Raw genomic sequence first — 22,762 nt, 5'->3', positions numbered from 1 at the left:
CTGGAAAACCCGGCTTCCGAGCAATGCTCCAGCAGTGCTGCCGCGGAAATCGAGCGGCCCCGTCCAGCGTGGGCCGCCCAACGATTCCCAGCCAACGAGGGTGTGTCGGGTGTGGAAAAGCTGAAGCCACGGGAAGACCTCGTTCTTCCCAGCCGACTCGCCGCCTCCGCCCAGCGGACGGCGGGCGTTCAGATGCACATGGACGAATTCGACGCGTGGCTGGCCGAACGGGCGAGTGCGCATGACTTCACGGTCGACCGCATTCCGTTCTCCGGACTGCGCGGCTGGAAATTCGAGAACGACATCGGGAACCTCGTGCACGAAAGCGGAAGGTTCTTCTCCGTGGAGGGCCTCTGTCTGCGCGCTCCCGGATCCGCCGAGCGGTTCCAGCCGATCATCAACCAGCCCGAGGTCGGCATCCTCGGGATTCTCGTCAAGGAGTTCGACGGGGTCCTGCATTTCCTGATGCAGGCCAAGATGGAACCGGGCAATCCGGTGCCGCTGATGCTCTCGCCGACCGTCCAGGCCACCCGCAGCAACTACACGCAGGTGCACCGGGGCGCGAAGGTCAAGTACCTGGAGTACTTCACGGGCCGGCGGCCGGCCCGCGTGATCGCCGACGTGCTGCAGTCCGAGCACGGCGACTGGTTCTACCGCAAACGGAACCGGAACATGCTCGTCGAGGCGGCCGCCGACGAGGCGGTCCCCCTCGAGGACGACTTCTGCTGGCTGACCCTCGGACAGATCAACGCCCTGCTGGCCAGGGACAACGTCATCAACATGGACTCGCGCACGGTGCTGGCGTGCCTGCCCCCGGTGGGGCCGGAGGCCGGGGCGGCCGACCGGTTCAGCCGCTCGCTGGCCGCCTCCCGCGACCCGGACGCCGGCGCCGTGTCGACCACGGCCGAGCTGCTGAGCTGGTTCACCGGGCTGCGCGCCGACTGCCGGCTCGAGGCCGGCCGGCTCCCGCTCGGCGCCCTGCCGGGCTGGCACCGCGACGACAAGGAGATCAGCCGCGACGACGGCCGTCACTTCCGGGTGGTCGCCGCCGACGTACGGGCCGGCAGCCGGGAGGTCGCCTCCTGGTCGCAGCCGCTCGTAGAGCCGGTCGGCAGGGGCCTGTCCGCCTTCCTGGTCAGGGAGTTCGACGGCGTGCTCCACGTCCTCGTGCGCGCCGCGGCCGAGGGCGGCTTCGGGGACGGCGTCGAGTTGGCCCCGACGGTCCAGTGCATGTCGGCCGGCGAACTCGAGGAGGAGACCTCGCCGTTCCTCGCCCACGTCCCCGTCCAGGGCTCCCCGCGGATCCACTACGACGCACTCCACGCCGAGGAGGGCGGCCGCTTCCTGAACGCCGTGAGCCGCTATGTCGTCGCCGAGACGGACGCGGCGCCGGCGGACGGCCTGCCGCCCGGTCACGCCTGGGCGACGGTGAGCCAGCTCACCGCGCTGCTCCGGCACAGCCAGTACGTGAACGTGCAGGCACGCACCCTCGTCGCCTGCCTGAACTCCCTCGGCTAGCCGGAACGAGCGGGAAGGAGCGGAAGATGGCACTGCGGCGCCCTCGTCCCGTCGTCGCGGTCATGTGGACGGTGGACAGCGGTCTCATGCGCTGCGCCGTCGCCCTGGCCGAGGAACACGGCGGCGACCTGGTCCTCGTCCTGGTCCTGCGGCGGCCGTGGACCCTGCTCCTCGACTGCTCCCTGGCGGCCGCGTTCGACTCCACCGACCTCGAACTGGAGTCCCTGCTCAAGGTCGGCGCGTTCCTGGAGGGCAGGGCCGTGAAGTGGACCCTGCACACGACCTACAGCGACACCGGCAGAACCGTCGCCGGCCTGGTCCGCAGGAGGCGGCCCGACTGGGTCGTGCTGGGCCGCCGGCGCTGGCGGCGCACCGCCAGGATGGTGGGCTCTCCCGCCCTCCCCGAGGACACCAAGCTGCTGATCGTCTGACTTGTTCGCGTCACGCGTATGAAAAACCCATACCTGGGCCCTGTGAACCTCATGCGCATTGGTGACAGCGGCAGTTCCGAGCCTCAATTCCGGTCGTGCATTCTTCGAAGGTAACCGCAGAGGCTGAAAAGAAGCGCCACGTAGAGGGGGAAAAGTTGCTGGAAATAAACGTGCTCGGGCCGATGGAGGCCACCGGGGCCGGCCGGTGCATCGCGCCCACGGCGGCGAAACCGCGCCAGGTCCTCGCACTGCTGGCACTGCGGGCCGGTGAGGTCGTGTCGGTGTCCACCCTGGTCGAGGAGATCTGGGGTGAGAAACCACCGCGCAGCGCGCTGACGACCCTGCAGACCTACATCCTGCAACTGCGCAGACTGATCGGCCGGGTCGTGCTGTCGGGCTCGGCCAAGGACGTCCTGCTGACCCGCTACAACGGCTACCTGTTCGCCCCCGAGGCGGTGATGGTGGACGCCCAGCTCTACGACGGGCTCGTCGAGGAGGCCAACCAGGCCTCGGAGAACGGCGACCACGTGGAGGCCTACCGGGTGGCCCGCCAGGCCCTCGACCTGTGGTCGGGGGACGCCCTGATCGACGTCCTGCGCGGGGTCCACCTCAGCATCGAGGCCACGCGCCTGGAGCAGAGCCGGCTGGGCCTGCTCGAGACCCGTATCGCCGCCGAACTGCACCTGGGCAGGCACCACATGCTGCTCGGCGAACTCGCGGTGCTGGTCGCCCGCAATCCGATGCACGAGAACTTCTGCGCCAAGCTCATGATCGCCCTCTACCGCTCGGGGCAGCGCTGGCGGGCCCTGGAGGTCTACCAGCGGGTGCGCAGCGAGCTGGCCGACGAGCTCGGGCTGGAACCGTCGGCGCGACTGCAGCAGTTGCAGCACGCGATCCTGTCGGCGGATCCCGCGCTCGACTTCGTCGCCCCGACCACCTTGTTCACCCAGCCGACCTGACCCGGGGGCGGGAACGGCGACGCACGCCGTTCCCGCCCCCGGTCGTTCACTCGGCGTCGGCGGCCGTCACCCGCAGACGGGCCTCGAACAGCTCCGGGGTCGACACGGCGAGCGCCCGCAGCGCCGCGCTGTGCGGCTGGAACTCCGGCTGCGCCACCGCCGCCCGCAGACTGGCGCCGTCCGCCCAGCGCGCGATGTTCACGTACGACGCGGGCTCGCCGATCCGGCGGTGCAGCGTGTGCTCGACGAAACCCGGCTGGGCCGCGAAGAAGGCCGAGGTCGCGGCGAAGACCTTCTCGAACTCCTCGGCCTCCCCCGTCAGCTGGAACCTGTTGACGAGGGTCACGGGGACCGCCTTCGCCGCCGCGGAGACCCGGGCGACGACCTGCTCGTAGCGGGCCAGCGTGTCCCCCGGGCTCGGGCCGTCGAGCGCCGCGTGGATCTGCGGCGCGATCTCGCCGTGCCGGTGCAGTCCGCTGTGCGTGAGCGCCACGGACGTCCGCCCGGGCCCGAGCGGCTCGAAGTCGACCTCGATGAAACTCGCCTTCTCGTCGTCGAAGATCGGCTGCCAGTTCGGGCCGACCCGCCAGGTCAGCACGATCCGCTTGGACGGGTTCCACTCCACCACCGTGCCCCAGGCGATCTCGGTGCCGTCGGCGCCGACCTCGTAGTAGCGGCCGCCTTCGAAGGGTTCGATGGTGAGCGACACCCGGTCCTCGACGAAGACGTGCCGCTCGGGGAACCATTCGAGGGGACGCTCGGCGAAAATGGCGAAGGCCCGGTCCGCGGGCACGTCCACCGTCACCGTCTTGCGCACGTCGGGGACCTTCTGCGCCTCGGTCATGACTGCTCCTTGGGCGTTGGGATCATGCCCCCACCCTGGTCGACGCGTCTTGAACCTGGACGGAACGCCGATGGAACGCGGGACGCCCGCGCCGCACGCGTCGATCGCGGGTGTAGGGGTTCTCTAGCGTCCCGGGCCACCGTGAGCCGCATGCGTATCCTGGTCACCGGCGCGGCCGGCTTCATCGGCTCCCACTACGTGCGAGCGATGCTGAGCGGCGAGTACGCCGGATATGAGCAAGCCGACATCACCGTCCTCGACAAACTCACCTACGCCGGCAACCGGGCGAACCTCCCCGCCGAGCACCCCCGGCTGACCTTCGTCCACGGCGACATCTGCGACCGCGAGCTGCTGCGCGGCCTCGTCCCCGGGCACGACGCCGTCGTCCACTTCGCCGCCGAGTCCCACGTCGACCGCTCCCTGGTGCACGCCGCCGACTTCGTCAGCACCAACTGCGTCGGCACGCACAACGTCATGGAGGCGAGCCTCGCCGCCGGCGTGACCCGCGTGGTGCACGTCTCCACCGACGAGGTGTACGGCTCCATCGCCCACGGCAGCTGGACCGAGGACTGGCCGCTGGCCCCCAACTCGCCCTACGCGGCGTCCAAGGCGGCCAGCGACCTCATCACCCTCTCCTACGCCCGCACCCACGGCCTGGACGTGTCCGTCACCCGCTGCTCCAACAACTACGGCCCCTACCAGCACGTCGAGAAGCTCATCCCGCTGTTCGCCACCAACCTGCTCGACGGCCTCCCCGTCCCCCTCTACGGCGACGGCGCCAACGTCCGCGAGTGGCTGCACGTATCCGACCACTGCCGTGCCGTACAGCTGGTGCTGACGGGCGGCCGCCCCGGCGAGGTCTACAACGTCGGCGGCGGCACCGAACGCACCAACCGGGAGATCACCGACCTGCTCCTCGACCTGTGCGGGGCCGACCCGTCCCTCGTCGGCCGCGCCCCCGACCGCAAGGGCCACGACCTGCGCTACGCCCTGGACGACTCCAGAATCCGCACCGAACTCGGCTACGCCCCCGAGGTCCCCTTCGACGAGGGCCTCGCCGCCACCGTCGCCTGGTACCGCGACAACCCCACCTGGTGGCGCCCCCTCAAACACGACGGCCGGGAACCCGCGACCGCGGCGGCGGGCGCCGGGCGGGGGGCGCCCGTCTGATCGCGGCCGGTCCCCGGCAGACCTGATCCGCCGGGAGCCCGTCCGGCCCCCGGCGAACCTTCACAAGAACCGATGCCCATGTGCTGTGCGTCCTGATCTACGGTGCCTTGAGGCACCTGTGACCGGGGAGGAACCGTGCAGCAGTGGAGAGCGGCGCTCGCTGAGCGGATCGCGGAGCGCAGAAGCGGGGGCGACGACCCGCGCGCGCTGGTGGGCGAGATGCGGCGCTCGGTGCTGCTGGTGCCGGTGGCCGACGGGGGTCTGTGGTCGGTGCGCTCGGGCGGGGTGCGGTGGATCTGCGGGTTCACCGACGAGACCGCGCTCGCCCGGTTCGCCCTGCACCACGGGCCCGGTGACCGGCCCTTGGAGTACGCGGCGCTGCTCGGCGCGCGCATCGTCGACGAGATCGTGCCCGCCCTGGGCGAACCCGCCGGACTCGCCGTCGACATCGCCACCGACGAGGGGTCGATGTTCTTCCCGCCGGTCGTCGGCATCGTCCCGGACGCGGTCGCCGTCGACGCCGGTGCGGCGGCAGCGGGGAGGCTGCCGTGAGCGGTGAGGGAACGGACCTTCAGCTCGGCGCGGACGCCGTCGCGAAGTTCACCCAGGGCGTGGGCGCGACGATCGACCAGCTCGGCGAACTCGGCGGCGCCACCGGCTCGGTGATGGGCAAGGGCTTCTCGGAGCTGGCCATGACCCAGATGGAGGCCGGGCACCACGGCCTGTCGGCGGACTTCGAGGACTTCTGCGAGCGCTGGGAGTGGGGAGTGCGCGCCCTGGTGCGCGATGCCAGCGCCCTCGCGAACCGCCTCGGCCTCGCGGCGGGCACCCAGTGGGAGCACGACCAGTACATAGCGGGCTCGTTGAAGGTGGGCGTCAACTCGGTGATGGGCGGCAACCCGCACGCCACCGAGGCGGAGATCGCCCAGCAGGACTGGGGCGACGTCTTCACACCGGACTCCCTGGACCCGGACTGGAGCGGCGAGTCCTTCGACAAGGCCGGTCAGGACATCGAGCAGACCTGGAAGGACACCGGTCGCACCGTCCTCACCGAGGGCGAGGGCGGCCGGCGGTCGGAGCTGCTCAACGACGCGCTCGGCATCTCCGACGACCAGTGGAACCAGGCGCTGGACGACACCTTCGGCCCGTCGCCGGAGGAACGCGCACAGCAGGCGGAGCAGCACGGCGGGGCCGGGGGGAACTGACGGTGGGCATCGGCGACTTCATCAGTGACATCACGCCCGACTCGGTCGAGGACGCGGTCGAGGACGGCGTCGCATGGGTCGGCGACCGGGTCGAGGACGCCGGCAACTGGACGGCCGACAAGCTGGAGGACGCCGGCTGGCAGAGCGGCGCGGACTGGGTGCGCGAACAATCCCGTTCGGTCGCCGACCGGCTGGGCGCCGAGGTCGACGAGCTGGACCTCGGGCAGACCGAGGACAAGACGAAGCTGATCTACGGCAGCGCCGACAAGATCCGCTCCACCGCCGAGAAGCTCCGCGGCTTCCAGACCTCCTTCGACGGCGCCGGCGAAGGCCTCAAGGGCCTCGACTCGTCCCGGCTCAAGGGCGCGACGGCCGAGGCCCTGCGCACCGCGGTGAGCACCCAGCCGCCCAAGTGGTTCACCGGCGCCGACGCCTGCGAGAAGGCGGCCGCCGCGCTCGAGGCGTTCGCCGGCACGGTCACCTGGGCGCAGGGGCAGGCGCAGACCGCGATCGACAAGTGGAAGGAGGGTGTCAAGGCCTCCGAGAGCGCCGCCGACGCCCACCGCAAGAAGGTCGACGACTACAACAGCGCCGTCGACCGCTACAACGCCCAGCCCGCCGACAAGCGCGACCTCTCGACGCTGCCCGCCAAGCCGGCGGCGACCTTCGACGACCCCGGCAAGAAGCTGATGCAGGACGCCCAGGACCTGCTCACCGAGGCGCGCAGGCAGCGCAACACGGCGGCCGAGACCGCGCGTTCCGCCGTCCGCGCCGCCCGCGACACCGCCCCGGAGAAGCCGTCCTACGCGGAGCAGCTGAACGACGGCATGCAGGAACTGCAGATCATGGGCGACCACGTCGGCGGCGGCGTCATCAAGGGCACCGCCGGCATCCTCAACTTCGTCCGCGGCGTCAACCCGATGGACCCGTACAACCTCACGCACCCGGCCGAGTACCTCACCTCCCTCAACAGCCTGGCCGCCGGGCTGGTCGTCGCCGCGAACGACCCGGTCGGCACCGGCAAGCAGATGGTCACCGACTTCATGAAGGACCCCTCCGAGGGCCTCGGGCGGCTGCTCCCCGACGTCGCGCTGACCGTGGCCACCGGGGGCGGCGGCGCCGCGGTGAAGGGCGTGCGGATCGCGGAGGACGCCGCCGAGGCGGCACGGCTGCGCCGTCTGGTCGACGACGCCCCGGACGGTACCCACAACACCCCGGACGGCGACCGCAACCCCGGCGGCGACCCGGTGGACCTCGCCACCGGCCGGATGTACCTGCCCCAGACCGACCTCGAACTTCCCGGCATCCTGCCGCTGGCCTTCACCCGCCGCACCGAGTCCGGCTGCACGGCGGGCCGCTTCCTCGGCCCCGCCTGGACGTCCACCGTCGACGACCGTCTGCAGATCGACGCCGTCGGCGTCCTCCACGTCACCGCCGACGGGCTCCTGATCGCGTACCCGCACCCGGTGCCCGGTGTGCCCACCACACCGCAGTCCGGCCGGTCCCGCACCGAGCTGGCCCGCGACGCCCACGGCGACTACACGGTCACCGTGCCCGACAGCGGCCTGGTGTTCCGCTTCGCCGCTCCGCCGGGGGCCGAGCCGGGCGGCGACGGCGTCGCCTGGCTGTCGGAGGTCTCCGAACGCAACGGTCACACGATCACGATCGACCGCGACGAGGACGGCCTGCCGCTGGCCCTGGTCCACTCGGCGGGCCACCGGGTGAACCTGTCGTCCGCCGGCGGCCTCGTCACCGGGCTGTCCCTGGCCGGCGCGGGCGAGAACGGCGCCGACCTGCCGCTGATGACCTACGGCTACCAGGACGGCGACCTGACCGCCGTCACCAAGCCCTCCGGCGCGACGACCACGTTCGTCTACGACGACCGCCGCCGTGTCATCGCCTGGATCGACTCGGGCGGACACCGCTACGACTACGTCTACGACGACCACGACCGCGTCGTGGCGGAGGGCGGCGAGGCCGGTCACGTCCAGATCAGCCTGGTCTACACCGAACCCGACCCGGGGACCGGTCACCACACGACCACGCTGACCACCGCCGAGGGACACGCGACCCGCTACCTGTTCGGTCCCGGCTGCCGGCTGCTGGCCGTCACCGACCCGCTCGGCCACACCACCCGGTTCGCCTACGACGCCCGCGGCAACCTGCTGACCCGCACCGATCCGCTGGGCCTCACCACCGCTTTCTCCTACGACGAGGCCGACCGGGTCGTCCGCGCCGTCCGCCCCGACGGCAGCGAACTGCGCACCGTGCGCGGCCCGTTCGGCCTGCCCGTCGAGGTCGTCGCAGCGGACGGCGCCCGCGTGGTCCACGAGTTCGACGAACGCGGCAACCGCACCGCGGTCACCGACCAGGCCGGCGCCACCACCCGGCACACCTACGACGACGCCGGCCGGCTCACCTCGGTCACCGACGCCCTCGGCGCGACGACGCGCGTGGTGTGCGACGCGGCCGGGCTGCCCCTGGAGGTGACCGCTCCCGACGGGGCCGTCACCCGCACGGAGCGCGACGCCCTCGGCCGGCCGGTCCGCGTCACCGACCCGACGGGCGCCGTCACCCGCTTCGAGTGGCACGCCGACGGGCAGCTCGCCCGGCGCACCGGACCCGACGGCGCGACGCAATCGTGGACGTACGACGGCGAGGGCAACCTGCTCGCCCACACCGACGCCTCCGGCGGCGTCTCACGCTTCGAGTACACCCACTTCGACCTCCCGGTCGCCCGGACCCTGCCCGACGGCGCCCGCTACGAGTTCGAGCACGATGCCGAGCTGCGCCTCACCCGCGTCACCAACCCCCAGGGGCTGAGCTGGACCTACACGTACGACGCGGCCGGCGACATCCGCTCCGAGACCGACTTCGACGGCCGCACCCTCACCTATCGGGTGGACGCCGCGGGCCGGCTCGCGGCCCGGGTCGACGGACTCGGCGGGACCGTCTCCTTCGAGCGCGACCGGCTGGGCCAGGTGGTCCGCAAGGACGTCGACGGACGCGTGACCACCTACGTCCACGACCGGGCCGGGCGCCTGCTGGAGGCGGCAGGACCGGACGGTGAGCTCCACTACCGGTACGACCGGCAGGGGAGGGTCAAGACCGAGCTGGTGGACGGCCGTCCCGTCTCCTACTCCTACGACGCCCTGGGCCGCCGCACCCGGCGCACCACGCCCACCGGCCACGTCACCTCCTACGCCTACGGTGACGACGGACGACTCGAGCACCTGGCCACCGGCGGTCGGCGGGTCGGCTTCACGCACGACGCCGTCGGCCGGGAGCTCGCCCGCGTCTTCGGCGACACGATCACCGTCTCCTCCACCTGGGACGAAGCCGGACGGCTCGCCGCGCAGCACATCACCGCCGGCGCCCGGGCCGTCAACAGCCGCGTCTACGCCTACCGCGCCGACGGCCACCTGGTCTCCGTCGCGGACCGGAAGGCGGGCACCCGCACCTTCGACCTGGACCCGACGGGCCGGGTCACCGCCGTCCACGCACAGGACTGGACCGAGCGGTACGCCTACGACGACGCCGGCAACCAGACCTCGGCGTCCTGGCCGTCGCGCCATCCCGGCAGCGAGGCCACCGGAGCGCGTTCCTACACCGGCACCCGCATCACCCGCGCCGGAGACGTCCGCTTCGAGCACGACGCCCTCGGCCGGGTCGTCCTGCGGCAGAAGAAGCGTCTCTCCCGCAAGCCCGACACCTGGCGCTACGAGTGGGACACGGAGAACCGCCTCACCTCCGTCACCACCCCCGACGGGACCCGGTGGCGGTACCGCTACGACCCGCTCGGCCGCCGCACCGCGAAGCAGCGCCTGGCGTCCGACGGCGAGAGCGTGGTCGAGGAGACCCGCTTCACCTGGGACGGCCTCACCCTGTGCGAACAGACCGGCCACCGGCCGGACGTCCCGCACACGGTCGCCCTCACCTGGGACCACCGCGCCGGCACGGCCCTCGCCCAGACCGAGCGCATCCTCACCGCCGACGCCCGGCAGGAGGAGATCGACCGCCGGTTCTTCGCCATCGCCACCGATGTCGTCGGCACTCCCACCGAACTGGTCGACGAGTCCGGCGACATCGCGTGGCGCAGCCGCAGCACGCTCTGGGGCACCACCGCCTGGGCCCGGGACAGCAGCGCCTACACCCCGCTGCGCTTCCCCGGCCAGTACTACGACCCCGAGACCGGCCTGCACTACAACTACTTCCGCCACTACGACCCCGAGACCGGCCGCTACATCTCCCCCGACCCCCTCGGCCTCGCTCCCGCCCCCAACCCCCTCGCGTACGTGGACAACCCGCTCAGCGGATCCGACCCGCTGGGCCTCATGCCCAAGTACACGAAGGAGGAGAAGGCCCAGAAGGCCAGGGAAACGGCCATCCAGACCGCGGACGACGTCGTCGAGAGAGCCCAGGGAGACCGGATGAGAAAGGCCGGCAACTACCACGCGGATTCCATGCACGGCTTCAGCGACGAACGGGTCCTGGAGATCCTCAAGAACCCGGACGCGGTGTACCACTCAACGGCGGGCAGCGGAAGGCTGACCTTCCGACAGGGGGAGGACATCGTGGTGGCGGAGGGCGGCGGCGCCGGGGCAGGCAACGTCATCACGGCATACGGCCCGTCCGGCATCAGAGGCGACTCCGGAGTGAGGGCGCTCGGCGGCCTGCCCACCGATCCCGGTGGGCCGATTACCCACGCAGACGTGGTGGAAGGCAGGATTCCGGCCAAGAACGGCTACATGGCTCCCGCTGTGCAGATTCGATAAGGCGGCATTCACCATGAGACTCACCCTCGACGACGACTGGACCGCGACGGTGACGGACGATCCACTGCGCAGCACCCCGCGCTTCGACTTCCCGGGCCAGTGTGTGCGCATCGCGGAGTACGCGGACGTGACGGAATGGCAGCGGTTCCTCGTCGAGACTTTCGGCAGCCGGGAGTGGCTGTGGGACGCTCCCGACGAACTCCGGTTCGACCAGGCCGGCCGGGAACTGGTGGGCGCCGGGTTCCGATTGCCCTACGAGGCCGCCGATGCCGAGGACTCCGCCCGCCTTCCCGCAACACCCCCGGTCCGCCCGGGCGGTCTTCGCGCTGACGACGCCCGGGACTTCCACCTGGCGGTGACCACGGAGCTCTGCCGCGCCCCCGAAGACACCGCGCTCACCTGCCTACGCGACCTCGACGTCCTGGACGAGCCGCTGGACGCCCGCATCGGCATCGCCCCCGACGTCGCGCTCCTCGTCCAGCACGGCGCCGTCGTCGGCTGGAGCCTCACCGACCCCGCGCGCTACCTGACCACCGGCTTCGCCGCCCCCGACCCGGCGCCCCCCGCGCCGGGCACCCGCCGCCTGCTCACCGAATGCCTGGATCTGATCACCACACCTCTGCTCGACGAGGTGCGAAAGCGAGCTCCGGCCGCCCTGGACCGGCTCCGGACGTTGGACCAGGCCCTGCGCGACCAGCGCGAGGACCGGCACCGCGTCGACGCCCTGCTTTCACTCATCGCCGACCTGGTCGAGGACTACGCGCCCAGATGACACCGACCTGACCCCCGCGGCCAGGAGCCTCCGTCAGGCGATCGACGGCGCCGACAGCCGTCAGGTCAACGAAGCGACGCGGGACTTCGTCGAGAAGCTCACCTTCGCCACGGCAGACGAGATCCGCGCCATGCTGCGGGACGTCCTCGCCGAGGACTGGACGGCCCATCCGCCCTGGGCCCGCGCCCTCGCCTACCGCCTGGCCTGCCTGCAACGCCCCGACGACTCGCGGCTGCTCCGTGAGGCGGCCACGGACCTGCTCTCCTTCGGCCCCGACTGGGACAAGCACGCCGAAGACCTGAAGAAACGCGCGACAGAACCGGAGTAGACGCGGCGGGGCACCACAGGACCCGGGCGGCGTGTGGAATCGTGGGGGTCCGGAAAAGGCGAAAGGCCGGTATTCAGTCGCCGCACTGTCGCCCTTTACGTTCCGGGATGCCGCCGAGTTGCCATTATGCTGCGGCCATGTCAGTTATCCGGGGCATCGGGCGGTTATGGTGCGGACCATTCGACGGCAGGTCGCGGGAGGAAACGAGGACGCGACCGAACGGGAGTCGCACGCGTCGTGCGACCGATTCCCCGTCACATGAATGAAAACGCCGATACCGCCCCAAGAGGGGCGTGAAGCCCAAAGGCTGGGCATTCTCCAGGCTCTCGGCGACGCCGCCAGCGATCTCCCCCTCGCACTTCTGGTGGAGGGCGAGGCAGGTATGGGGCGCAGCACTCTGCTGGCCGAAATAGCCAAACATGCGGAAAGCATCGGCTTTTTCGTGATGCATATCCGATTACATCCGGAAGAAAGCCCGTCTGCGTACAGTTCGGTGTGGCGTGCGTTCCAGCGTTGCCGGCCGAGCGCCCTGTCCTCGCCGCCTTCGGTGCCCGACCACCGCGAGGTCGAGCAGGCGTTGGCCGTGGCGTCCGGGGGTGCTCCGACCCTGCTGGTGCTGGACGACCTCCACTGGTGTGACGGCCCCTCGCTGCAGTGGCTGGATCACCTGACGAACCAGTGCCGCACACCCCGGGTGACGCTGTTGGGGAGCGCGCGGACGGGGGAGGCAGTGACCGCCCCGACGCCGTTCGGTGATCTCACCGACCGTTGCCGGCGCACCGTCCTCGCCGGTCTGGCCCCCGCGGCCGTCGAGCGGATCGTCCGGTCCGCGCTGCCCGAGGAGTGCGACCCGGGATTCCTGCGGGCGGTGGTCCGCGAGACCGGCGGCAATCCCCGCCTGCTGTGGGCGCTGCTCGACGAACTCATCGGACAGGGCGCACCGCCCGACGAGGAGACCGGTCGGCAACTGGCCCGGTACGCGCCCGAGTCCGCCGCCGACGACGCCTACGCGCGGATGCGCGGCCTCGGCAGGTCCGCGGTGTCGCTGGCCCAGGCGGTCGCCGTGCTGGGCGAGCACGCGGAGCTGGCGATCGCCGCACGGCTGGCGGGACTGACGGCAGCGGAGGCCGCCCACGCCGTCGACCGGCTGGTGCGCAGGCAACTGCTGGTGAATCAGCAGCCGTTGGCGTTCCGTCGCCCTCTGGTCGCGGCGGCGATCGAGCGGTTCCTGCCCGTGAGCACCGCGGACACGTTGCACTCCCTCGCCGCCCGGGTGCTGCACGAGACGGGCGCAGAGAAGGCGGAGGTGGCGGAGCACCTGGTGCACACCAGTCCGGGGATCGACGCCTGGGCCGGCGAGACCCTTCACGACGCCGGCGTCGGCGCCATGGCCGCGGGCAGACCGCGGGCGGGCGAGCGCTATCTGCGGCGTGCGCTGCGCGAGCCCCGGCCGTGGGCTTCCCGCGCCTGTCTGCCGGCGGGCCCGGCCGGTTCCTCGCGCGAGGAGGCCGCCTGCGTCGACATCGCAGGCCATCTCGCCGGCGCGCTGCTGATGTTCGGTCGCGGGGAGGAGGCGCGGACGGTGCTGGACCGCACCGCGCAGCGGCTCGCCGGGGCGGGGGCGCTCGCCGTCCGCCTGGAGGCGCAGGCCATGGCGACGACCCTGATGGACATGTCGTCCGCGGTGGAGATGAACCGGCGTGCGGCCGGTCTGCGCGGCGGAGAGCGGCAGGACACGGTCGCCCGGCAGTGCCTGGACACGGTCCGCGCCGTGCAGTGCTGCCGCCACGGTGACTCCGCGGACGAAGCCCGGGAACTGGCCCTCGGCGTCCTCGCCGAACCCATGCCCGACGGCTTCGTCGAGCGCATCCTGTACTGGGCGAACGTGCTCACGCTGGGCCGGGTCGAGGACGACGACTCGGCCCTGCACTACCACGACCTCGAGGCCCGCCGCGCCGACGCCACGGGCGACCTGCTGGGCTCGGCGCTCGCCCACGCGGTGGGCTGCCGGCTCCTGTACTCGGTGGGCAGGCTCGGCGAGGCCGTCGAGTCGGCGAGGAGCGCCAACGTCCTGCTCAAACGGTCCGGCGTCGACGTGCGCCTGTTCTCCTGGCTGCAGGACCAGAGTCTGCTGGCGCACGCCCTCGTCGAGCGGGGAGAGATCGCCGAGGCGGGAAGGCTGCTCGGGTTTGCGACCGGTCCCGGCCGGCCGGACCAGCCGCGGTCCGATCCCGAGTCCGGGTCCGGACGGGGCCGTCTGCTGCTGGCGCGGGGCGACGCGCGCGGGGCGATGGCCGAGTTCCTCGACCACGGCGCTCTGCTGCTGAGCCACAACATCCGCGGGGTGTCCTACGGCGCCTGGCGGTCCTGGGCCACCCAGGCGTTCGCGACGCTCGGCGGCCACGGACACGGGCACGGGCCCGAGGGCGAACGCGTACGCCGCTGGGCCGAGGAGGAGCTGGCGCTCGCGCGCCGCTGGGGCCGTCCGAAGGCCATCGGCGTCGCCCTGCACGCCTGCGCCCTGGTGGCCGGCGCCGAGGACAGGCTGCGCCTGTTCGAGGAGGCCGAGGCCTCGCTGAGCGGTCCGCACGCACGGCTGCCGCTGGCCCGGGTGCTCACCGATCACGGTACGGCGCTGCACCGCCTCGGACGTCACCGGGAGGCCGTCCCGATGCTGCACCGGGCCGCCGCGCTCGCGGCCGCATGCGACGCGGCGCCGCTGGCAGAACGGGCCGGAGCCCAGGCGCGCCTCGCCGGCGCCACGGCCGACACCCAGGCCGCGATCCCCGCGCCCGCCCCCGCTGCGACGCCGGCTCCGGTTACGGCCCCGAGGGCGGCGCGGCTCGGCGGGCCGGCCGTACGGAAGGCCCCGTCGGCCCCACCCGCCCGGCCGCGACTGGAGATCCGCTGTTTCGGGCTGTTCCAGGTGCAGCGCGAAGGGCAGCCGCTGGACTGTTCGGCGCTGCGCCCCAAGGTCCGGGCGCTGTTCCAGCTGCTGGCCGTCCACACACCGCGGCTGGTGCACCGGGAGCATCTGCTCGCCGCGCTCTGGCCGGACCTGAAACCGGAGGCGGGCATCCGCAATCTGCAGGTGGCCATCTCCCACCTGCGCGGCTTCCTCGAACCCGACGCCGGACGCGGGGACCACCGGCTGTTGCTGCGGGACGGCGAGTCCTACCGGATCGCCCTCGGACCGGGCGACGCGTGCGACGTCGGGGGGTTCGAGCGAGCCGTCGCCGACTGGCGGCGCATCCGGGACACCGGCCGCACGGAGGAGATCGCCGACACCCTGCGGGCCGCTCACCGCTGGTACGCCGGCAGTCTGCTGCCCGAACTCGGGCCCACCGAGTGGGTGGTGCCGGAGCGCCGGCGGCTGCGGATCCGGGCGGCCGACGTCACCGGCGCGCTCGCGGAGGCGGAACTGCTCCTCGGGCGCCCCGTCGAGGCGTCCGAGGCGGCCCGGCGCAGCCTCGAACTGGACCGCTACCGCGACCGTTCGTGGCAGCTGCTGGTCGCGGCGCATCGCGAGGCGGGCAGCACGGCCGCCGCCGAACGGGCTCAGCGCGAGTACGAACGGGTGATCCGCACCCTCGGCTGACAAGCGGGCCGCGCCGGTCGCCGCCGGTCCGCCGCCGCTCCCGGCAGTCCCGGTGGTCCGCGGCCCGCCCCGGCGCTCCGGCCGCCCTGCCGCGCCCGCGGGCCCAGACGCGGCAGGCGCGCCTCACGCGCGGGTCCGGAACTCGAGTTCGCCCACGGCGGCAAGGCGCCCCCGGGCCGCGCCGTAGCAGGAGACGACGGTCAGGCGAATCCGGGTCACCCCCTTCATGGCGAGCAGGAAGTCCTGCGACCCGTACTTGTCCTGGAGCTTGATGCGCCGGGTGACGGTCTTGCCCCCGGCGACGCGGGCGGTGAGTTCGAACACCGCGGGTCGCGCCTGCTTGAGGAAACCGTCCTGCCGCTCGGAGGCGCCGGAGAGCACGACGAGGTGGAGCAGGTCGACAGCCCCGTCGAACTCGGCCTCCACCCACTGGCCCTCGGCCGGGCTCTGCGGCGCCCACCAGTTGGTCCAGGTGCCGTCGGCCGCGTACGCCGCGGGATGACCGGGGGCGCTGCTGGAGGCGGTGACCTTCTTCGGCGTGACGGGCGCGGACCTCGCGACGTGATCGCGGGCGTCGCCCAGCAGCCGGGACGCGTAGGGCCACGACAGACGGATCCCGCCGCCGAGCACGCACAGGACGAGGACCACGCCGGCCGCCCGGCGCGCCGTCGCCCATCCGCCGTGACGGCGGCCCAGCCGGCGCCGGTGGCGGCGGTCGCGCAGCCGTCCCGCCAGCCGCTGCCACCAGGAGGCGCGGGGCTGGGCGGCGCGTTCGTCGAGCGTGTCGCCGCACCGGCGGCAGAAGCGCCGGCCCGCCGGGTTGGGGGTGCCGCACCCGGCGCACTCCACGTCGTCCGGCGCCGGGACGTGTCCGTCCGGGACGCCGTGCCGCCGCTCCACACGGTCCCATGTCGGTTTCGCGGGGCGTACCGCGGCCGCCGTCGCGGCGTCGGGTGCGGGGGCCGTCGGCGCGAGCTGATCCCGTGCGGACGACGCGGCCGTCCGCGCGGAGGGGACCGCCTTCCCCGGCACCGGCGCGACCGGTGCGACCGCGGCGACCGCGCCCGCCGCGCCGGCCGCCGAGACGGCCCCGGCCGAGGAGACGGCCCCGGCCGAGGAGACGGCCCCGGCCGAGGAGACGGCCCCGGCCGAGGAGACGGCCCCGGCCGAGGAGACGGCTCCGGCCGAGGAGACCGAACCCGCCGGGGCGACCGGGGCGGCCGGAGTGACCGCGGGGTCCGCTGCGTCCGCTGCGAGCGGGGCCTTCGACGGCGGCGCGACCGCGCGGCCGGCCGCCTCACCCGCACCCCCCTGTTCCGTCGCCGCCTCCTCTTGCGCCCGTGTCTCCTGCGCCGCCTGCGTCCCCGACCGCTCGCGGCCCCAGGCGGTGAAGGCGCCGCAGGCCCCACAGAAGTCGTCGGCGTCCTGCTGCGGCGCCCCGCACTGCTCGCATGTAGCCACCTGCGTGAGTTCTCCGTTCTTGCGGGGCGCCCCCGAAGGGCGGGCCCGAGTGACCTGGATTCCTGGCATGCCGCCCGTACCGGGCCGCACCGGCCGTCCTACTGCCGGGGCTCGGCCGCGACGTCGCCACCGCCACGGGCATCGCCACCGCCACCGGCGTCGACATCGACGTGGACGGTGCACGGCACATGCGCGGGGCGGTTGGCGTCGACCAGCGCCCGCAGCTCCCTGAGGGGCGCCACCCGCGCGTCGGCGACCCGTACCCGGACCGTCAGCGAGGGTCCGGCCGACTCGGCGCACGTCGCGCCCGCGGTCGCCGACCACGTGGTGCCGCCGCTCTCGGTGATCTCCGCCTCGACGCCGAAGACCAGCCTTATCTGTTCGGCCAGCCCGCGCGCGGTCCCGCGCAGACGGTGCTGCCGGACCGCTTCGGCCACCAGTTCGCGGCGGCGGGCGGCCGGCAGCCGGGGCGGCGGGTCCGCCGCGAGCCAGCCGGCCAGCCAGTCGACGAAGTCCTCGGGAGCGAGCCGCGGGTCCCAGTAGGCCGGGAGACAGTCCAGGGTGGACAGGACCGGGGCGAGGACGTCGTCGAAGGCCGCGACCATGCGACGGGCGAAGTCGTCGTCGGCGTAGAGCAGGGGCAGCCGGTCGCCGAACGGCAGCGCCGACTCCAGCCCGGGCACGGCACGGCGGGCCGAGGCGCCGCTCACCGCTCCTCCGCCAGCAGTTGGTGTTCGAAGGAGAGCACCAGCGCGTGCGGGCCCAGCTCGATCCGGTCGGCCGGCGAACCCCGGCGCCCGGTCAGCGGGTCCGCCGGGAACAGGCGCAGGTCGTCGACGAGTGCCACCCCGGGCACCGCCTGCAGCACCGCGTGCGCGTCGCCCGCCTGGACCGGACGGCCGAAGGGCCAGCCGCCGCCGTCCGGCCCGCCGACGAGCGGGTCGAAATGGCGGTGGAGCGCGTCGAGCGCGCGGGCGCGCACCAGGGCGGCCGAGGCCCCGGCTTCGGCGGTGATCCGGGCCACCACCGTCACGCCCTGATACAGCGGCGGTTCGACCATCAGCCGGGCGCCGATCGGTCGCCGCTCGTCCAGGTACCGGGCGATGTCGTCGAGCATCCGGTCCGGCGGGACGAGCTGCTCGATCCGCAGCCGGTCCCCGTCCGGCGACGCCTGGGGGACGACGAGCACCCGCACGGCGCCCGCGGGCGCGCCGTCCCCGGCGGGCACGGCACGGATCCGGGCCGCCGCCGGGGCCGCCCGCCGGGCGAGGGTCTCGATGTCCCGTGCCGTCACCGCCCGGTCCTGGGAGCTCAGTTCGATCGGGCCGCGCAGTTTGGCGTTCTCGACCGACTCGCCGTCCCGGCCGCCCGAGGCGGCCTCGCGGTTGTCGGTGCGGGCCACGTACGGGACGGAGCTGCGCAGCACGGTCAGGGTGTGGGCCGCGACGTTCCCGCGCCGGCCGCCCCCCGTGCGGTAGCGGCGGATCCGGACCTGCGCGCCCTTGGGCGGCACCGCGCCGCAGCGGCGCAGCGAGCCGTCGGGGTCGCGCACCGCGGGCCCGAACGCCACCTCGCCCAGCGTCCGGTCGAGCCGCACGTGGCGATCGCCCGGCCCGCTCGCGCCGAACGTCTCGACCTCGGTCCACTCCTGCCAGCCGCCGTCCTCGCCGGCGACTTCGACGACCAGGGGCTCCTCGTCCGGCAGCACCGGCGGCCGGGCGACGGCGAACCGCCCGCCCGGCACGCCCTCCGCCTCGCCGAGCCGCTCACCGGTCACCAGTTCGGCGTGGACCGCCCCCACGGTGCCGCCGATCGTGAACGCGGTGGCGCCGTGCAGCACCGGGGAGGAGGAGTAGAAGGGCTGGTCCGCGCGGGGGGTCTCGACCCGGCAGCGCAGCCACCCCGCTCGCCGGGTCGCGAGCGGCGCGAGCGCGTGGCCGCCCGGCACGTGCAGGATCACCTCACCGGGCCGGTTGAGTCCGCCCGTGTCGTCCTTCTCCACCTCGCAGGGCTGCCAGTCGGCTCCGTCGAAGGCCTCCCAGACCAACGGCGGCCGACGCGGATCGACGCCGACCCCCTCCACCCGGCTGTCCAGCCGCAGGACCACCGCGCAGTGCGGCACGGCGTCCGACAGACCGACGAGCAGGGCGTCCCCGGCGACCGGCTGTGCCTGGAAGCAGCCGACGTCGCGCCCGTCGGCGAGGTCGTCGGTACGGTCGACGGCGCGCGCCCCGTCGCTCTGGGTGAGCAGGTGGGCGAGCGAGCAGGGCACCACGGCCAGATCGGCGGTGGTCGCGAAGACCAGGGCGTCCTCGGTCTCGGTGCGCACCGTCGCGACCTCGGTGTTCTCGGGCAGCAGCACGACGCCCTGCTGCGGCGCGGAGAGCCAGAACGTGACGTCGGTGCGGGCCGGGACCGGCGGGAACAGGGTGACCCCGAGGAGGTCGAGGAACGCCAGATAGCTCTTCTCGGGCACCCTGTTGAGCCGGTAGAGCAACTGATCGGTCATATGCGCGAACGCCTCGATCAGGGTGACCCCGGGATCGGAGACGTTGTGATCGGTCCACTCCGGGCAGCGCTGCTGGATGAAGCGCTTCGCTTCGTCGACCAGCTGCTGGAAGCGGCGGTCGTCGAGGTGGGGGGCGGGCAGGGCCATCAGCGTGCACTCTCCTGGATGCTCGGCGCCGCCTGGACGCTCCACGCGGCCCCGTCGCCGGAGCCGGCCGGGGGCGTGTCGTGCGAGGGGATGACGTAGAAGGGGAAGACGAGATTGCGCGGGTTGTTGGTGCCCCGGACGCTGTACCGCACGTCGATGTAGAGGGTTCCGGCGTCGTGGCCGTCCGGCGTGACGACCACGTCGGCCACGTCGATCCGCGGCTCCCAGCGGTCGAGGGAGCTGCGCACCTCGTAGGCGAGGCGCCCCGCGGTGTCCTCGTCGGCGGGCGCGAACACGTGGTCGTGGATCCGGCAGCCGAACTCGGGGCGCATCGGGCGCTCGCCCGGGGCGGTGCCGAGGATGATCCTGATCGACTCGGCGATCTCCCGGTCCCGGGCGACCAGGGCGATGCCGCCGGTGGCGTCGGTGCGCAGGGGGAAGGCCCACCCGGCCCCGACGAACTGTTCGGCCATTGCTTCGCTGCTCCGCTCTCCGTGCACGGCCGCCGACGCGGACGACAGGTCAGTTGATCTTCACGATGGGGGCTTTGACGACGCATTCGCTGTCGCCCTTCAGCGACACCGTCGACCCGGCGACGGAGACCGACGCGCCCTTGAGCTCCAGGGCCCCGGAACGGGCGTCGAGGGTGATGCCCTTCCCGGCGACCGTGACGTGCTCGGCCGCGGTGATGCTCACCGTCCCGTCGCTGTGCACGGTGATCGCCGTCTGCCGGCGGTCCAGGTGCAGTTCCAGCTTCCCGTCCCCGGTGCGCACGCGGACCCCGCCGGGGCCGCCGCCCGCCGCGTCGAGCAGCTCCAGCCGGTCACCGGCCCGCGAGGCGAGCGACCTGCGGTTGACCTTGCCGCTGGTCGCGTCGACGAGCGGCGTGTCGTGCGGCGAGGGCTTGTCGACCCCGTTGTAGAGCCCGCCGATCACGTACGGCCGGTCCAGCAGCCCCTGCTCGAAGGCCACGAGCACCTCGTCGTTGACGTCGGGGCTGAACACCCCGCCGCCGCCGACGCCGCCCGCTTGCACGGTGCGGACCCAGTCGCTGACGTACGCCGTCCCCGAGTCCCCCGACAACCAGGGGAACCTCAGCCGCACCCAGCCCTGGCCCTCGCGGTCCTTCGGCTCCTTGGCGTCGGTCACCACGCCCACCGCCACACCCGGGATGCGGGGCGAGCGCGCCGCCGCGGACGCGCCGCCGACGACGCCGTACGCGGTGCGGTCCTGACGGCCGCTGACGGTGAGCCAGGTCTCGTAGCCCAGACCCGGACGGTCGAGATGCCTGCTGGCGGTGACCGTGTACCTGCCGTCGAACGGGACGCCCGCCCCGGTCAGCGTCACCGCCGCCCCGCAGCGCAGCCTCGGGTCGCCCCGGACGACCACCTCCAGCTCCGCCAGTGCCGCCGACACGTCGTCGGCGAGCGCGCGGGAGACCGCCTTCACCTCGGCGTCGCTGCGGTAGGGGACGTCCGCCACCACGAGCGGAGCCGCCCCGAACGCCCCGGCGGCCTGCCGGGGGGTGACGCCCACCGCCGAGGTGCGGCTCTCGCCCACCGTCGTCTCGCCCAGCAGCGCCTTCTTCTCCTGGACGCTCCACCCGTGGACCTGTACCCGTTCGACCTGGTTGACCGAGGTGATCGACGAACGGACCGACAGGACGTCCTCGGCCATCCTGATGACATAGGGGCTCTTCCGGCGCGCGGCCGGCCCGCCCGCGGGCGGCGCCGACCTGGCGGCATTGGGCCGTCGGAAGTGGAACTTGCCGCCCTCCACCAGCATCTCGCGGCCGTTCTCGGCGGCCAGCGAGGCGAGGAAGTCCCAGTCCGAGACGTTCGGCTGGGTGACGAGCGGACAGGTCGTCGTCGTGGGGTCGATCCGGCCGATCGCGATACCGGCCCTGGTGGCGACCTTGTGGGCGATGTCGGAGGCCGTCATGTTGGGGTACGCCGCCACCCGTCGCCCCCGCTGCAACCGGTGCCCGTGATCGAAGGCGCGCACCGTGGTGAAGGTGCCGGTCCCGTCGAACTCGGCCTCGAGCGCCACGACCTCACCGTCGAACAGCGGGACGGCGGGACCCGCACCGCCGGGCCGGGCGGAGACCCTGAGCACCCCACCGATCACGATCCCGGACCTCCGCAGGAAGATCCGCTCGGGGTCGCGGTAGCGCAGGACCGCCGCGGCCGGAGCCGCGTTGCCGTCCTCGATCCGGACATGGACCGGCAGATCGGCGAGCGAGGCCGGAAGCGGGCGGGGCGCCTCCACCACGAACATGGTCGTCATCGGACGCTCACTCCCCCGTGGTCGTGTTCGCCCGCGGCGGGCAGCAGGATCTCCGTGCCGGGGCGCAGTCTGGCCGGGTCGTCGATGCCGTTGGCCTCCGCGATCACCCGCCACACGGTCGGGTCCCCGTACTCGCGGTGGGCCAGCGTCTCCAGGCTGTCGCCCATGACCAGCCGGTGCACCCGCCGGGCGTGCAGCGCACCGGAGGTCGGGTTCTGTCCGGGCACCGGCCCGGCGGCCTCGGTGAGGGAGACCGAGCAGGTGGCCCTCAGCGGGGTGCCGTTGGGGTCGAACAGCGAGTACACGGCCTCGACGTTCTCCAGGTAACCGAAGAACGAGACGGTGCTGAAGGACCCCCAGGTGAACTTCACCCACGGCGCGGACGGCGCGTCGGCGGCGCTGCTGCGCTCGGTCGGCGCACACCACCCGATCAGCGTCTCCACCGCCTGCTGGACGCTGCTGTCATGCGTCGCGGTGGCGTCGAGGAACAACTCCGCCGACAGCCTGCGCGGATGCGTGCCGACGAACTCGGGGACGCCCACCTCCTTCGCGCCCTTGGCGACATGGCGTACCCAGCCCGCGCCCTTGCCGAGGCTCAGCGAGGCCGGATTGAACTGGAAGGGCACGGCGTTCCCCACCCGCGCGCCGGGAGGCTCGCCGGGCTGTCGGGGCGGTTCGTACGCGGTCAGCTTGGCGCGGGCCAGTGCGGTCAACGGACACGGCTCCTCTCGGTGCGGGCGGACGGACGGCGTGGACGAC

Annotated in this window: 17 protein-coding genes; 10 read left to right on the top strand and 7 right to left on the bottom strand. The window is 73.1% G+C overall.

Features of this window, described 5'->3' with window-relative positions; translation table 11 throughout:
* Positions 1-102 precede the first annotated feature (102 nt).
* From ACH4ZA_RS35535 to ACH4ZA_RS35525, 3 genes are all read left to right on the top strand, one after another.
* Positions 103-1,518 carry an NDP-hexose 2,3-dehydratase family protein gene (locus ACH4ZA_RS35535; RefSeq protein WP_398433293.1) on the top strand — a complete coding sequence of 472 codons (1,416 nt, stop codon included), beginning with the start codon at positions 103-105 and terminating at the stop codon, positions 1,516-1,518.
* A gap of 26 nt (positions 1,519-1,544) precedes the next feature.
* A complete protein-coding gene (locus tag ACH4ZA_RS35530; protein WP_319275548.1) occupies positions 1,545-1,949 on the top strand; it encodes a universal stress protein in 405 nt (134 codons plus the stop codon).
* Between the two features lie 155 nt (positions 1,950-2,104).
* Entirely contained in the window at positions 2,105-2,908 is an 804-nt protein-coding gene (locus ACH4ZA_RS35525; protein ID WP_319169459.1) for an AfsR/SARP family transcriptional regulator, read from the top strand.
* 46 nt (positions 2,909-2,954) lie between these two features.
* Here the strand turns inward: ACH4ZA_RS35525 and ACH4ZA_RS35520 are convergent, their stop codons facing one another.
* Positions 2,955-3,752: an antibiotic biosynthesis monooxygenase gene (locus tag ACH4ZA_RS35520; RefSeq protein WP_319275549.1), complete on the bottom strand. Its 798-nt coding sequence runs from the start codon at positions 3,750-3,752 to the stop codon at positions 2,955-2,957.
* 150 nt (positions 3,753-3,902) lie between these two features.
* Here ACH4ZA_RS35520 and rfbB point away from each other — a divergent pair, with 150 nt between their 5' ends.
* The 7 genes from rfbB (at position 3,903) to ACH4ZA_RS35485 (ending at position 15,600) form a co-directional block, all read left to right on the top strand.
* Positions 3,903-4,922, top strand: coding sequence for a dTDP-glucose 4,6-dehydratase (gene rfbB / locus ACH4ZA_RS35515; RefSeq protein WP_398433292.1), 1,020 nt, complete (start codon positions 3,903-3,905; stop codon positions 4,920-4,922).
* Positions 4,923-5,057: 135 nt separating this feature from the next.
* Positions 5,058-5,474, top strand: a complete 417-nt coding sequence (locus ACH4ZA_RS35510) for a hypothetical protein (RefSeq protein ID WP_319275553.1) — start codon at positions 5,058-5,060, stop codon at positions 5,472-5,474.
* The gene (locus ACH4ZA_RS35505; RefSeq protein WP_398433291.1) at positions 5,471-6,127 is read left to right on the top strand and encodes a hypothetical protein; all 657 of its coding nucleotides are present in this window, start codon (positions 5,471-5,473) and stop codon (positions 6,125-6,127) included. The genes ACH4ZA_RS35510 and ACH4ZA_RS35505 overlap by 4 nt, the downstream gene beginning before the upstream one ends.
* Positions 6,128-6,129: 2 nt before the next feature.
* Entirely contained in the window at positions 6,130-10,902 is a 4,773-nt protein-coding gene (locus ACH4ZA_RS35500; RefSeq protein WP_398433289.1) for a putative T7SS-secreted protein, read from the top strand.
* A gap of 13 nt (positions 10,903-10,915) precedes the next feature.
* The gene (locus tag ACH4ZA_RS35495) at positions 10,916-11,674 is read left to right on the top strand and encodes a hypothetical protein (protein ID WP_398433288.1); all 759 of its coding nucleotides are present in this window, start codon (positions 10,916-10,918) and stop codon (positions 11,672-11,674) included.
* 130 nt (positions 11,675-11,804) lie between these two features.
* Positions 11,805-12,002 (top strand): hypothetical protein, encoded by a 198-nt coding sequence (locus tag ACH4ZA_RS35490; protein ID WP_398433287.1) that lies wholly within the window; start codon positions 11,805-11,807, stop codon positions 12,000-12,002.
* Between the two features lie 262 nt (positions 12,003-12,264).
* Positions 12,265-15,600, top strand: coding sequence for a BTAD domain-containing putative transcriptional regulator (locus tag ACH4ZA_RS35485; protein WP_398433286.1), 3,336 nt, complete (start codon positions 12,265-12,267; stop codon positions 15,598-15,600).
* A 123-nt stretch (positions 15,601-15,723) separates the two neighbouring features.
* Here the strand turns inward: ACH4ZA_RS35485 and ACH4ZA_RS35480 are convergent, their stop codons facing one another.
* The 6 genes from ACH4ZA_RS35480 to ACH4ZA_RS35455 all read right to left on the bottom strand — a co-directional run bounded on the left by ACH4ZA_RS35480 (position 15,724) and on the right by ACH4ZA_RS35455 (position 22,716).
* Positions 15,724-17,061: a discoidin domain-containing protein gene (locus tag ACH4ZA_RS35480; protein ID WP_398433285.1), complete on the bottom strand. Its 1,338-nt coding sequence runs from the start codon at positions 17,059-17,061 to the stop codon at positions 15,724-15,726.
* A gap of 98 nt (positions 17,062-17,159) precedes the next feature.
* Positions 17,160-17,771, bottom strand: coding sequence for a phage tail protein (locus tag ACH4ZA_RS35475; RefSeq protein WP_398433284.1), 612 nt, complete (start codon positions 17,769-17,771; stop codon positions 17,160-17,162).
* A complete protein-coding gene (locus ACH4ZA_RS35470) occupies positions 17,768-19,717 on the bottom strand; it encodes a putative baseplate assembly protein (protein ID WP_398433283.1) in 1,950 nt (649 codons plus the stop codon). The genes ACH4ZA_RS35475 and ACH4ZA_RS35470 overlap by 4 nt, the downstream gene beginning before the upstream one ends.
* Positions 19,717-20,190 (bottom strand): GPW/gp25 family protein, encoded by a 474-nt coding sequence (locus tag ACH4ZA_RS35465; RefSeq protein WP_319275570.1) that lies wholly within the window; start codon positions 20,188-20,190, stop codon positions 19,717-19,719. Before ACH4ZA_RS35465 ends, ACH4ZA_RS35470 begins: the two co-directional genes overlap by 1 nt.
* Positions 20,191-20,239: 49 nt before the next feature.
* Complete coding sequence (locus ACH4ZA_RS35460) at positions 20,240-22,003, bottom strand: VgrG-related protein (RefSeq protein ID WP_398433282.1); 1,764 nt, start codon at positions 22,001-22,003, stop codon at positions 20,240-20,242.
* On the bottom strand, positions 22,000-22,716 hold the full coding sequence (locus ACH4ZA_RS35455) for a LysM peptidoglycan-binding domain-containing protein (RefSeq protein WP_319275573.1): 717 nt from the start codon (positions 22,714-22,716) through the stop codon (positions 22,000-22,002). Before ACH4ZA_RS35455 ends, ACH4ZA_RS35460 begins: the two co-directional genes overlap by 4 nt.
* Positions 22,717-22,762 lie beyond the last annotated feature (46 nt).

The organism is Streptomyces sp. NPDC020597 (genome assembly GCF_044335095.1).
Classification (GTDB): Bacteria; Actinomycetota; Actinomycetes; order Streptomycetales; family Streptomycetaceae; genus Streptomyces.
This window is presented reverse-complemented; position numbering and strand designations above follow the sequence as displayed.

What these genes read in the sequence shown, in the direction of transcription:
- ACH4ZA_RS35530 (WP_319275548.1), top strand. Translation starts at nt 1,545, where the DNA reads ATGGCACTGCGGCGCCCTCGTCCCGTCGTCGCGGTCATGTGGACGGTG.
- ACH4ZA_RS35520 (WP_319275549.1), bottom strand. Translation starts at nt 3,752, where the DNA reads ATGACCGAGGCGCAGAAGGTCCCCGACGTGCGCAAGACGGTGACGGTG.
- rfbB (WP_398433292.1), top strand. Translation starts at nt 3,903, where the DNA reads ATGCGTATCCTGGTCACCGGCGCGGCCGGCTTCATCGGCTCCCACTAC.
- ACH4ZA_RS35495 (WP_398433288.1), top strand. Translation starts at nt 10,916, where the DNA reads ATGAGACTCACCCTCGACGACGACTGGACCGCGACGGTGACGGACGAT.
- ACH4ZA_RS35490 (WP_398433287.1), top strand. Translation starts at nt 11,805, where the DNA reads ATGCTGCGGGACGTCCTCGCCGAGGACTGGACGGCCCATCCGCCCTGG.
- ACH4ZA_RS35485 (WP_398433286.1), top strand. Translation starts at nt 12,265, where the DNA reads ATGAAAACGCCGATACCGCCCCAAGAGGGGCGTGAAGCCCAAAGGCTG.
- ACH4ZA_RS35470 (WP_398433283.1), bottom strand. Translation starts at nt 19,717, where the DNA reads ATGGCCCTGCCCGCCCCCCACCTCGACGACCGCCGCTTCCAGCAGCTG.
- ACH4ZA_RS35465 (WP_319275570.1), bottom strand. Translation starts at nt 20,190, where the DNA reads ATGGCCGAACAGTTCGTCGGGGCCGGGTGGGCCTTCCCCCTGCGCACC.
- ACH4ZA_RS35460 (WP_398433282.1), bottom strand. Translation starts at nt 22,003, where the DNA reads ATGACGACCATGTTCGTGGTGGAGGCGCCCCGCCCGCTTCCGGCCTCG.